The sequence below is a fragment of the Synechococcus sp. L2F genome (assembly GCF_024345695.1).
GTDB lineage: Bacteria > Cyanobacteriota > Cyanobacteriia > PCC-6307 > Cyanobiaceae > MW101C3.
Map to the genome: position 1 here is coordinate 570,229 of NZ_JAGQBP010000002.1, position 12,280 is coordinate 582,508.

Annotated in this window: 9 protein-coding genes; 4 read left to right on the plus strand and 5 right to left on the minus strand. The window is 68.1% G+C overall.

The genetic code is table 11. The annotated features are described in order from the left end of the window. Positions 1–7: 7 nt before the first annotated feature. Positions 8–1,381, plus strand: coding sequence for a glycosyltransferase (locus KBZ19_RS07770; protein ID WP_399220126.1), 1,374 nt, complete (start codon positions 8–10; stop codon positions 1,379–1,381). On the opposite strand, the gene KBZ19_RS07775 is transcribed toward KBZ19_RS07770, so the two are convergent. The 5 genes from KBZ19_RS07775 to tig all read right to left on the minus strand — a co-directional run bounded on the left by KBZ19_RS07775 (position 1,378) and on the right by tig (position 7,698). Then, positions 1,378–3,423 carry a DNA polymerase III subunit gamma/tau gene (locus tag KBZ19_RS07775; RefSeq protein ID WP_255100499.1) on the minus strand — a complete coding sequence of 682 codons (2,046 nt, stop codon included), beginning with the start codon at positions 3,421–3,423 and terminating at the stop codon, positions 1,378–1,380. The two genes, KBZ19_RS07770 and KBZ19_RS07775, sit on opposite strands and share 4 nt — an antisense overlap. Before the next feature lie 31 nt (positions 3,424–3,454). Continuing rightward, a complete protein-coding gene (locus tag KBZ19_RS07780) occupies positions 3,455–4,126 on the minus strand; it encodes a lecithin retinol acyltransferase family protein (RefSeq protein ID WP_094511145.1) in 672 nt (223 codons plus the stop codon). A 12-nt stretch (positions 4,127–4,138) separates the two neighbouring features. Continuing rightward, positions 4,139–5,485 carry an ATP-dependent protease ATP-binding subunit ClpX gene (clpX, locus tag KBZ19_RS07785; RefSeq protein WP_094511144.1) on the minus strand — a complete coding sequence of 449 codons (1,347 nt, stop codon included), beginning with the start codon at positions 5,483–5,485 and terminating at the stop codon, positions 4,139–4,141. 98 nt (positions 5,486–5,583) lie between these two features. Further along, positions 5,584–6,264 (minus strand): ATP-dependent Clp endopeptidase proteolytic subunit ClpP, encoded by a 681-nt coding sequence (clpP, locus tag KBZ19_RS07790; protein ID WP_094511511.1) that lies wholly within the window; start codon positions 6,262–6,264, stop codon positions 5,584–5,586. Positions 6,265–6,315: 51 nt separating this feature from the next. After that, entirely contained in the window at positions 6,316–7,698 is a 1,383-nt protein-coding gene (gene tig / locus KBZ19_RS07795) for a trigger factor (protein WP_255100500.1), read from the minus strand. A 449-nt stretch (positions 7,699–8,147) separates the two neighbouring features. Between tig and KBZ19_RS07800 the strand changes: the two genes are divergently transcribed. The 3 genes from KBZ19_RS07800 (at position 8,148) to KBZ19_RS07810 (ending at position 12,262) form a co-directional block, all read left to right on the plus strand. After that, positions 8,148–9,266 carry an aspartate-semialdehyde dehydrogenase gene (locus tag KBZ19_RS07800; protein WP_255100501.1) on the plus strand — a complete coding sequence of 373 codons (1,119 nt, stop codon included), beginning with the start codon at positions 8,148–8,150 and terminating at the stop codon, positions 9,264–9,266. Then, entirely contained in the window at positions 9,263–10,159 is an 897-nt protein-coding gene (gene dapA / locus KBZ19_RS07805; protein ID WP_094511141.1) for a 4-hydroxy-tetrahydrodipicolinate synthase, read from the plus strand. The genes KBZ19_RS07800 and dapA overlap by 4 nt, the downstream gene beginning before the upstream one ends. Before the next feature lie 126 nt (positions 10,160–10,285). Further along, complete coding sequence (locus KBZ19_RS07810; RefSeq protein WP_255100502.1) at positions 10,286–12,262, plus strand: ribonuclease J; 1,977 nt, start codon at positions 10,286–10,288, stop codon at positions 12,260–12,262. The last annotated feature ends 18 nt before the right edge of the window (positions 12,263–12,280 follow it).

Consider the following 12,280-nt stretch of genomic DNA (forward strand, 5'->3'; position numbering starts at 1 on the left):
GCCAGGCCTGACCGCTGCGAAGACCGCCTCTCGTCCTCGGCGTGGCAAAGCGGCGCTGTTTGTGCTCCTGTGCGGTTGTGCCGGCGCGGCGCCCCACTGGGTGGAGCCGCCCCGCAATCTGCTGCCGGCGATCAGCCTCACCTTGCTGCTGGGCGCCTATGTGATCCGCACCGTGCTGTTCCGGCTCTGGAAACCCCAGCCGCCGGTGGCTCTCCCCGAGGCCTTGGACCACTGGCCCGACGTTGATGTGGTGGTGGCGGCGCGGGACGAGGAGGCGGTGATCGGGCGCCTGGTGGAGCGGGTGGCGCAGCTGAGCTACCCCGAAGGCCAGCTGCGTCTCTGGGTGGTGGACGACGGCAGCGAAGACCGCACAGCCGCGCTGTTGGAGGAGATCGGCAGCCGCCACTCCCTGCTCACGGTGCTGCGCCGTCCGCGCGATGCCGGTGGCGGCAAGTCGGGGGCGCTCAATGCCGTGCTGCCCCAGCTGCGCGGCCGCTGGATGTTGGTGCTGGATGCCGATGCCGGCATGCCGCGTGATCTGCTGCAGCGGCTGATTCCCTATGCAGAAGCGGGCAGCTGGGCGGCGGTGCAGCTGCGCAAGGCGGTGGTGGAAGCCGATCGCAACCTGCTCACCCAGGCCCAGGCGATGGAGATGGCCCTCGACACCGTGATCCAGCAGGGACGGCTGGCCTCCGGCGGTGTCCCCGAACTGCGTGGCAATGGCCAGTTGCTGCGGCGTGATGCCCTGGAAGCCTGTGGCGGCTTCAACGAAGCCACCGTCACCGACGACCTCGACCTGAGCTTCCGCCTGCTGCTGGGCGATTGCGGCATTGGCGTGCTCTGGGATCCGCCGGTGGAGGAGGAGGCGGTGCGCACCCTGCCTGCTCTCTGGCGGCAGCGGCAGCGGTGGGCCGAGGGGGGCCTGCAACGCTTCTTCGACTACTGGCCCAGCCTCGTGGCAGGTCCGCTGGTCCCTTCCCGCAAGCTCGATCTGGCGGCGTTCTTTCTGCTCCAGTACGCCCTGCCGGTGGTGTCGATCGCCGATCTGCTCACAGCCCTGGCCACCCGCACGCTGCCGTCGATCTGGCCGCTGTCGATCGTGGCCTTCGGCCTCTCCGGGGCGGCGATCGTGGCGGGTTGCCGGCGCAGCAGCGAAGGCCCACCCCTGCCCAACATCAATCCCTTCACTGCCGCCCTGGGCATCGCCTATCTGGCCCACTGGTTCGTGGTGATTCCCTGGGTGGCGCTGCGCATGGCCCTGCTGCCGAAACGTCTCGTCTGGGCCAAGACGCTTCACGTGGGCGAGGCATCCGGCGAGGAAAGCCACGAGGACACGGACGATCTCACCGGTGAGGCTGACCTCACCACCCAGGTCTCCTAGGGCGGGTTCGCCCCATCCTGCTGCCCTGGCACCGGCCCGTCGAACGCAACCACCTCGCCGTTGAAGAAGTCCGCCAGGCGCCGCGCCTTGTCGTCGAGCGGCACGGGGGGTACAGGTGGACCGGGAGGTGTGGCCGTGGTGAGGCCTGCGGCCACCGCGGGTGCTGGAAGGCCAGCTGCAGCAACGGCAGCCATGGCAGTGGCAGCAGCCCCAGGCCCTGAACCGGCGGCGGAGGACGCCTGAGCCGGCTGCAGCCCCGGTACAGGCGGTGTCACAGCAGCTGGCGGGGAGACCGTTCGCAACGGCATCGCCGTGGCGGCTTCCGCTCGCTGTGCCTGGTCCGGTCCCTGGCCCAGTCCCGGTGCCGCTGGTGCTGGCGTTGGCGCCCCTCCGCCCGGCACGGCCCCAGCGGGTGCCCCTGAAGCGTTAACGGTGGCACGCGGTGGACCTGGGGCGTCGGCGCTCTCCAGCACGAGCTGGCGGGGGGAGCCCAGCGCACTTTGCAGGGCCTTCTCCAGCAGCGGCAGGCGGCTCTGCACCATCGCCACCCAGTTGCCGCTGACCCGCACCACCGCGCGCTGGCCGTCGAGGCGTACCAGTGCCGCCTGCTGGGACAGGAGCATGCGGGTGGAGGGAAGCTCCAGGCTGGCCAGGATCTGTTGCCACAGCTCGGTGAGGTCGCTGCCGCCCCCTGGGCTGGAGGGCACTGGGTCTGGAGGAACCTGGGCTGCGGGCCTAGGGGCTGTGGGCAGCGGGGCCCCGGGCCCCGGCACGCCGGGCTCTGCGGCTGTAGGGCCATGCGCATGCGCAGCTGGCGCGCTGGGAACGGCTGGGGCCTGGGCGGGCGCAGCAGCTCCCGGCGAAACAGAAACCGGCGCGGCGGGCCTGCGGATGGGGGCGCCGGGCGCGGCGGGGAGGGGCACGGCGGCGATGGCCGTCGGTGCTTCGGCCAGCAGGCCCAGCAGCAGAACTTCCAGCCACAGGCGCGGCTGCACGCTCTGGCGCAGTTGCTGTTCGCTGCCCTTGAGGCCGGCCTGCCAGCTCAGCAGCCGCGGGGTGGAGATGCGGGCTGCCAGCTCCGGCAGCTGCGGCCGGAACTGGGGGGAAAGGCTGCTCAACTCCAGGCGCCCGGGCGCGGCCGCGGCCACTGTGAGGTCGCGCAAGACCGAGGCCAACCCCTGCAGCACCGCCCCCGGGTCGCGGCCCCGCTCCAGCAGCTCGCGGCAGGTTTCCACCACGGCCAATGGCTCAGTGCCGGCGAGAGCCGCGGCCAGGGAGAGCAACTCCTGTTCTGGCACCGCCCCGAGCAGCTCCCAGACGGCTCCAGCCTCCACTGGGGCAGGCAGGAGGCTGAGCTGGTCGAGCAGGCTTTCGGCATCGCGCAGGCCGCCCTGGGCCCGCTGGGCCACCACATGCAGGGCCTCGGGCGTGATGCTGATCGCTTCAAGCCGGGCGATCTCGCCCAAGTGGGTTTCGATCGCTTCCAGCGGAATGCGGCGGAAATCGAAGCGCTGGCAACGGGACAGGATTGTGGGCAGCACCCGCTGCGGATCGGTGGTGGCCAGCACGAACACCACCCGCGGCGGTGGCTCCTCCAGGGTCTTGAGCAGCGCATTGAAGGCGGCGGTCGAGAGCATGTGGCACTCGTCGATCACGTAGACCTTCCAGCGGGCCTGCACCGGCGCGAAGCGCGAGCGTTCGATCAGTTCCCGGATGTTGTCGACCCCGGTGTTGGAGGCTGCATCGATCTCGATCACATCAAGGGCATTGCCCGCCGTGATTGAACGGCACAGCTCGCAGACGCCGCAGGGGTCGGGGGTGGGCCCGTCGGCGGCGATGCAGTTGAGCGAGCGGGCCAGGATCCGCGCGCTGGAGGTCTTGCCGGTGCCGCGTGGACCGCTGAAAAGATAGGCGGGCGCGATCCGCCCCTGCCGCAGGGCGTTGCTGAGGGTGGCCACGATCGCCTGCTGCCCCACCAGCTGGTCGAAGCGCTGGGGACGGTACTTGTGATGGAGCGGCTGGTAGGCGCTGGCCTGGGTCATGGCGGGGTCCCCGACGGCCTGATCAGCGAGGTTACTGGGGGCTCCCGGTGCCCAGCAGACGCTCCAGCCGGCCTTCCAGTTCCTCCACCGCTTCCAGCTGATCGGCCAGGTTCTGGGCCTGCAGCCGGAGGCGGTCGAACTGGTCGCTGCTGCCGCCATTCCAGCGGGCTTCGGCCTGCTCCAGCTCCAGCTCCAGCCGCTGCTGCAGCTTCAGCCGCAGGGCATCGAGCTGCTCCAGGCTGCGGCGGGCCAGCTCGCGGCCGCGCTCCAGCTGGGTGCCGTCGATGGTCAGACCCTGGCGCAGCAGCAGGCGCACGGCCACCAGCAGGGCGGCGGGGATGAACTGACCCAGGGCCAGGGCGCCGAGGCTGCCGGTGCCCAGCCATCCCTCCACCTGGGAGCTGCGGTGCCGCCCGGTCTTGCACCAGCTGGCGAAATGCTCGCAGTTGTTGAACACCAGGTTGTAGCGCTGCTCGCCCAAGCGGCCCATGGCGCGCCGCAGGGTCACGCCCACCGGCGACACCTCCCCTTCCGGGTAGCTCACCACGCTGACCGCTTCGCCACGGGAGAAGTCGGCGAGCGGGCTGCGCAGGATCTGGCGGCCCTCCAGGTAGTGGGCCACCGTACCGTCGCCCAGATCGATGCCGTGGTGGTCGAACAGGCCGTGCTGGCGCGGCACCTGCAGATGGTCAGCCGTTGCCATGGCGGCTGTGCCTCAAGCGGATTCCTGTTTGTCGACCAGGCCGGGGTAGGGAAGAATCTTGGCGCGCGAGCGCTGCTCCACCAGCTCACGGGTGATCGTGAAGGTGGTGATCGCGTCGTTGGAGGGGATGTCGTACATCACATCGAGCATCAGTTCCTCGACGATGCCCCGCAGCGCCCGGGCGCCGGTGCGGCGGCGGTGGGCCTCCTGGGCGATCGCCTCGATGGCGCCGGCCTCGAACTCCAGCCGCACGTTGTCCATGCTCATCAGGGTCTGGAACTGCTTCACCAGCGCGTCGCGCGGCTCGGTGAGGATGGCTTCGAGGGAGCGGATGTCGAGCGGTTCGAGCACGGCGCTCACCGGCAGCCGGCCGATGAATTCGGGGATCAGGCCGTAGCGCACCAGGTCGTCGGGTTCGAGGTGGCGCAGCACGTGGGCCGCCTGCTGCTCCTTCTGGACGCGGCTGCGGCCGCGGCCGTCGCTGGGCAGAAAGCCGATCGAATTGCGACCCAGCCGCCGCTGCACCACATCCTCGAGGCCGGTGAAGGCGCCGCCGCAGACGAACAGGATCTGGCTGGTGTCGATCTGGATGCAGTCTTGGTAGGGGTGCTTGCGGCCGCCCTGCGGCGGAACGTTGGCCACCGTTCCCTCCAGCATCTTGAGCAGGGCCTGCTGCACCCCTTCGCCCGAGACGTCCCGCGTGATCGAGGGGTTCTCGCTCTTGCGGGCGATCTTGTCGATCTCGTCGATATAGATGATGCCTCGCTGGGCCTGCTCCACATCCAGGTCGGCCTTCTGCAGCAGCCGCAGCAGGATGTTCTCCACGTCTTCGCCCACGTAGCCGGCTTCGGTGAGCGTGGTGGCGTCGGCCACCGCGAAGGGCACGTCGAGCAGTTCGGCGAGCGTCTGGGCCAGGAGGGTCTTGCCGGAGCCGGTGGGGCCGATCAGCAGGATGTTGGATTTGTGCAGACGGGTGGCGAGATGGTCGGTTTCGCCTTGCCCATCTCCCTGCCAGGCGAGGCGTTTGTAGTGGTTGTAGACCGCCACCGACAGCACTTTCTTGGCTTCGTCCTGCCCCACCACCTGCCGGTCGAGGTAGGCCTTGATCTCCCGCGGCTTGGGGACGGTGGCAAGGGTGGGGGCCGGTTTGGTGCCCTTCCTGGGCGCAGGCTTGCGGCCGCTGTCGTGGTGGGTGCGGGGGCTTCCGGCCGTGTCCACCAGCTCTTCATCGAGAATCTCGTTGCAGAGATCGATGCATTCGTCGCAGATGTAAACGCCTGGTCCGGCGATCAGCTTCCGCACCTGTTCCTGCGATTTTCCGCAGAACGAGCACTTCAGATGGGCGTCGAACTTTGCCATCGCGTGGGATCCGGGAGCGGAGGAGGAACGCTGGAGGCCGGAACTCCAGATGGGGCCGGAATGACGGGGTCAGACGAAGGAGGCCGCACTGGCGCGGCTCAGGCCGGCATGGTGTCAGTGACGACACGGTCGATCAGCCCGTAGGTCACGGCTTCGTGTGGAGACAAAAAGTAGTCGCGGTCGGTGTCTTCGGCAATCTTTGCCAAGGGCTGGCCGGTGTGTTCGGCCATCAGTCCGTTCAAGGTGTCTTTGAGGAAAAGGATCTCCTTCGCCTGGATTTCGATGTCGACCGCCTGGCCCTGGGCTCCGCCCAACGGTTGGTGAATCATGATCCGGGCGCTTGGCAGCGCCATGCGCTTGCCCTTGGTGCCACCGGAGAGCAGGAAGGCCCCCATGCTCGCGGCCAGTCCGTAGCAGATGGTGACCACATCGGGGGCCACCTGCTGCATGGTGTCGTAGATGGCCAGACCTGCGGTGACCGAGCCGCCGGGCGAGTTGACGTAGATCTGGATGTCCTTGTCGGGATCTTCCGCCTCCAGGAAGAGCAACTGGGCCACCAGCGAATCGGCCACGGCGTCGTCGATGCCGGTGCCGAGGAAGATGATCCGCTCGCGCAGCAGACGCGAGTAGATGTCAAACGCCCGCTCGCCCCTGCCGGATTGCTCCACCACCGTGGGGAGCACCCCCGGAGCGGCCTGGGGCCCCGCGCCGCTGAGGGCCATGGGTGGTTGACCCTGCCAGCGGTTCTGGATCGGATGGGGGCGGAAGGCGTCGATCACGCGGCCGTGGGGATGCAAGGGGAGATGGAGTCAATCTATGGCCGCTGCGCTTCAGCCCGCTGCGGCAGGAGGTTCGGTGGCGGCTTTGTCAGCTCCCTCGCTGGCTTGTGCGGCCGGCTCCGGCGCCTTCTCGGTGACGGTGCTGTTCGCCTCCAGCCACTCCAGCAGTTTCTCGCGCAGCAGGTCGTCGGCCACGGCCAGCCGCAGCCGCTCGGGGTCGATCTTGCTGGTGTCGCTGAAGCCCTTGCTCACCTCCTTCACCTTGGCGTCAATGACGGCCGGCTCCACCGCGATCGTTTCGGCCTCGGCCAGAGCCTGCAGGGCGAAGGTGCGCTTCAGCCGCTGCACCGCCTCAGGACGGGAGGTGTCCATCAGGCTGCGCACCAGCTCCTGGGTGAACAGCTTCTTGACGTCCATGCCCTGCTGAGCGATCTGGCTGGCCGTCTGCTCGATCAAGGAGCGCACTTCCTGCTGGATCAGACTTTCGGGCAGCTCCACCTCCAGCTGCTCCACCAGTGCATTGAGCAGGGCTTCCTGGCGGCCGTTGCGGGCGCGCCGTTCGGCGTCATCGCGCAGCCTGGTCTCCAGGTCGGCCCGCATCTCGGCCACGGTGGCCTTGTCACTGGCTTCCTGGGCGAAGGCATCGTCGAGGGCGGGCAGTTCGCGGGTCTTGAGGTCGCTGAGCGTGATCGCGAAGCTGGCGGCCCGGCCGCGCGCGTCTTCCTGGGGGTAGTCGTCGGGGAACTGGCAGCTGACCTGGCGCTCCTCGCCGATGGTCATGCCGAGGATGCCTTCCACGAATCCGGGGATCATGCGGCCATCGTCGAGCTCCACCTCCAGGGCTTCGGCGGTACCGCCCACGATCGGCTCACCGGTGTCGGCGTAGCTGCCGCTGAAGCTCACCACCGCCACATCGCCGTTGGCGGCGGGCCGGCCTTCCACCGGCACCAGGGTGGCCCGCTGGCGGCGGGATTGCTCGATCAGTTCATCGATGCGGGCCGGGTCGAAACTGACCGCTTCCGCTTCGGCCGTCAGGCCGGTGGTGGTCTTCAGGCTGGGGGTGGGCTGCACATCAAGTTCCAGGGTGAGCACCAGGGCATCACCAGGGTTGAAGCGCTCCAGCAGCGCCTCGAAGCCTTCGCTCAGTTCAGGGCTGCTGAGCGCCTCGATCTTTTCCTGAGCGAGCGCATCGCGCCAGACGCTGTCGACCAGGTCTTCGAGGGCGGTGGCGCGGATCCGCAGCGGACCGATCTGCTGCAGCAGCACTGGGCGCGGCACCTTTCCGGGCCGGAACCCCGGCAGGCGCACGCTGCGGCTCAGCTTGTTGACCGCCGCTTCGTAGCTGGCCTGGGAACGGCCGCCAGGGATCTCCACTTCCAGGGCCAACCGGCTGCCGGGGAGGGGGCTGGTCTTGACCTTCAAAGCAGAGCTCATGGACGAACCGGCTGGACCGGCGGGGCAGGGCAGCTCCCGATACTAGAAACTCGCCTCTCCCCCCCCTATGGACCGGGCAGAGGTCGCCCCAGGCAGGCCCATCCTTGTTCGCCAAAGCGATGGGGTCCGGGTAAGGTGATCGGGACGACAAACAGATCCATATCCCCATCCGGTTCGACGCCGGCTGGAAACGCTCTTCTCGTAAAGCCCGAGTCCAGGCCGTTTCCACCCCGTCTGAATCGCCGCGCTTGCTGCACAGAGTTTTCACACCCCCCGCTCCCCTCACCGTTCCCTTTTCGTCTGTCTTCATTTCCCTCGCTTCGTCGGTCGGCCCACTCCGTTCTCTTTCCAAGCGCTCGTTGCAAGGCCCGGCCGCTGCCTCCTGATCCGTTTCGGCTCCACCCCGTCTGAATCCATTTTCGTCTGCTGCTCCGTTCTCCCCCGCCACGTTGTCCACCGCACCATCCGCCTCCTTTCTGAACCGCCAGCCGCTCACCGTCGCCGTACTCGGCGCCACCGGTGCGGTGGGCTGTGAACTGCTTGAGCTGCTGGAGGAACGCCAGTTCCCGGTGGCCGAGCTGCGCCTGCTGGCCTCCCCCCGCTCCGCTGGCCGCAGCCTCACCTGGCGGGGCGAGTCGCTCACCGTCCAGCCGGTCGCCCCGGACGCCTTCGAAGGGGTGGACCTGGTCCTGGCCTCTGCGGGCGGCTCCATCTCCCGGCAGTGGGCGCCGGTGGCGGTGGCGGCCGGCGCCGTGGTGATCGACAACTCCAGCGCGTTCCGCCTGGATGAGGATGTGCCGCTGGTGGTGCCCGAAGTGAATCCGGCGGCGGCGTTCGCCCACCGGGGCATCGTGGCCAATCCCAACTGCACCACGATCCTGCTCACCCTGGCCCTGGCTCCTCTTCAGGCCCGGCGTCCGATCCGGCGTGTCGTGGTGAGCACCTACCAATCGGCCAGCGGCGCGGGAGCACGGGCGATGGAGGAGCTGCGCGCGCTCAGCCGCACCGTGCTCGATGGTGGCCAGCCCGTGAGCACGGTGCTGCCCCACTCGCTCGCCTTCAACCTCTTCCTGCACAACTCGCCGCTGCAGGGCAACGGTTACTGCGAGGAGGAGCTGAAGATGGTCAATGAAACCCGCAAGATCATGCAGCTGCCGCAGCTGCGCCTCACCGCCACCTGCGTGCGCGTGCCCGTGCTCAGGGCCCATTCGGAGGCGGTGAACATCGAGTTCGAAGAGCCCTTCCCCCCCGAGGAGGCCCGTGCCCTGCTGGCGGCGGCACCCGGTGTGGAGCTGATCGAGGATTTCGATGCCAACCGTTTCCCCATGCCCACCGATGTGACCGGCAGGGATCCTGTGGCGATCGGTCGGCTGCGCCAGGACATCAGCGATCCACATGCGCTGGAGCTCTGGCTCTGTGGCGATCAGATCCGCAAGGGGGCCGCGCTCAACGCCATCCAGATCGCCGAGCTGCTGTTCGACCCGTCATGCCAGCCCCCAGGTGGCAGGGCCGAGCCCTCCGCGGCAACACCATCCCGCGCGCAATCCCTTGCAGGAGGTGCCGGTTGACACTGGTTGCCGCGCCTTTCGGCCGGGTGCTCACCGCCATGGTCACGCCGTTCGCGGCCGATGGCTCCCTTGATCTCGATCTGGCTGCCCGCTTGGCGGTGCACCTGGTCGCCCATGGCTCCGACGGTCTGGTGGTGTGCGGCACCACCGGCGAATCCCCCACGCTCAGCTGGGATGAGCAGCATCAGCTGTTCCAGGCTGTGAAGGAGGCGGTGGGACCCGGCGCCAAGGTGCTCGCCGGCACCGGCAGCAACTGCACGGCCGAGGCCGTGGAGGCGATCTCCCAGGCGGCCGCGCTCGGTGCCGACGGTGCCCTGGTGGTGGTGCCTTACTACAACAAACCGCCCCAGGAGGGGCTCGAGGCCCACTTCCGGGCCGTCGCCAGCGCCGTGCCGGAGCTGCCGATCATGCTCTACAACATCCCCGGCCGCACGTCCTGCAGCCTGGCCCCGGAGACCACCGAGCGGCTGATGGATCTGCCCAACGTGGTGAGCTACAAGGCCGCCAGTGGCAGCACCGACGAAGTCACTCAGCTAAGGGTCCGCTGCGGCTCGGCCCTGGCGATCTACAGCGGCGACGATGCCCTCACCCTGCCGATGCTGGCGCTCGGGGCTGTGGGAGTGGTGAGCGTGGCCAGCCATCTGGTCGGCCCCCGGATCCGGCAGATGATCACCGCCTTCCATGCCGGCGACCATGCCACCGCCCAGGCGCTGCACGAGCAGATGATGCCGCTGTGCCGGGCGCTGTTCTCCAGTACCAATCCGATCCCGGTCAAGGCCGCCCTGCAGCTCGAAGGCTGGCCCGTGGGCGCCCCCCGACTTCCTCTTGTTTCTGCCGACAGCGATGTGCGTGAACGATTGACCACGGCCCTGGCCGCCCTGCGTCCCACGTGACGCCAAGGCTCCCCTCCGGCATGGCCTCGCCCGGAACTCCTGCTTCAGCTTCACCGCACCAGACCACAACATCTGCTCCACGGCTCCATTCCCCTTCGTTCCGGATCTGATCCGGAGACACCCCTGATGACCTCAAGCACCAACGGCAAACAACCCTGTCTCCGAGTCATTCCACTCGGCGGCCTGCACGAGATCGGCAAGAACACCTGCGTGTTCGAGTACGGCGATGACCTGATGCTGGTGGATGCCGGCCTGGCCTTCCCCAGCGACGGCATGCACGGCGTGAACGTGGTGCTGCCCGACACCAGCTATCTGCGCGAAAACCAGAAGCGCATCCGCGGCATGATCGTGACCCACGGTCACGAAGATCACATCGGTGGCATTCCGCATCACCTCAAGAACTTCAATATCCCCGTGATCTACGGGCCGCGGCTGGCGATGTCCATGCTGCAGGGGAAAATGGAGGAGGCAGCGGTCACCGATCGCACCGTCATCCAAACCGTGAGCCCCCGCGATGTGGTGAAGGTGGGGCAGCATTTCAAGGTGGAGTTCATCCGCAACACCCACTCGATTGCTGACAGCTTCAGCCTTGCGATCACAACCCCCGTGGGCGTGGTGGTGTTCACCGGCGATTTCAAGTTCGACCACACCCCGGTGGATGGCGAATACTTCGACATCCAGCGCATGGCCCATTACGGCGAGCAGGGCGTGCTCTGCCTGTTCAGCGACTCCACCAATGCCGAAATTCCCGGCTTCACCCCGCCCGAGCGGGCTGTGTTCCCGAATCTGGACCGACACTTCGCCAATGCCGAAGGGCGGGTGATCGTCACCACCTTCGCCAGCTCGGTGCATCGGGTGTCGATGATTCTGGAGCTGGCCATGAAGCACGGCCGCAAGGTGGGCCTGCTGGGCCGCTCCATGCTCAACGTGATCGCCAAGGCGCGCGAGCTGGGCTATATCCGCTGCCCCGATGAGCTGTTCGTACCGATCAAGCAGATCCGTGATCTGCCCGACCGTGAAACCCTGCTGCTGATGACCGGCAGCCAGGGTGAACCCCTCGCTGCCCTGAGCCGCATCTCCCGTGGTGAGCACCCGCAGGTGCAGGTGAAATCCACCGACACGATCATCTTCTCGGCCAGCCCGATCCCCGGCAACACCATCTCAGTGGTGAACACCATCGACCGGCTGATGATGATGGGGGCGAAGGTTGTGTACGGCAAAGGCGAGGGCATCCACGTGTCCGGACACGGTTGCCAGGAGGATCACAAGTTGATGCTGGCGCTTACCCGGCCGAAGTTCTTCGTGCCCGTGCACGGTGAGCACCGCATGCTCGTATGCCACTCCAGGACGGCCCAGTCGATGGGGGTCCCCGCCGACAACATCCTCATCATCGACAACGGCGATGTGGTGGAACTCACCCCCGACCGCATCCACAAAGGGGAACCGGTGAAGGCCGGCATTGAGCTGCTCGATGCCTCCCGCAACGGCATCGTCGACGCTCGCGTGCTCAAGGAGCGCCAGCAACTCGCTGAAGACGGGGTGATCACCCTGCTCACCGTGATCAGCACCGATGGCGTGATGGCGGCCCCGCCGCGGGTGAACCTGCGCGGCGTGGTCACCACAGCCGATGCCCGCAAGCTCTCGGTCTGGGCCGAGCGTGAGATCACCTGGGTGCTGGAGAACCGCTGGAATCAGCTCTCCCGCAACAGCGGCGGCAAGGCCCCCGATGTGGATTGGGTGGGCGTGCAGCGCGAGATCGAAGTGGGGCTGCAGCGCCGGCTGCGCCGCGAGCTGCAGGTGGAGCCGCTGATCATCTGTCTGGTCCAGCCTGCTCCTGGTGGCACGCCCGCCTACAAGGGCCGCGCCGATGCCGAGCCCGACACCCGGCCGGCTCCCCGCACGGTGCGGCACCAGAGCCGCGAGGTGGTGCGGGATGGTGCGGTGCGCACGGCCCCGACGGCTGCCGCCACGCCAGCTCGTCAACTTGCCGTGGCCGTACCAGCGGCCGCCGTCGTCAAGGAGGAGCCTCAGGCAGAGCGCCGCGAGGAACCTGAAATGCCCGCCAACCGGGTGCGCCGCCGCCGTTCCACCGCCGCGGGCTGACGCCGCTGCCGGGTGGTG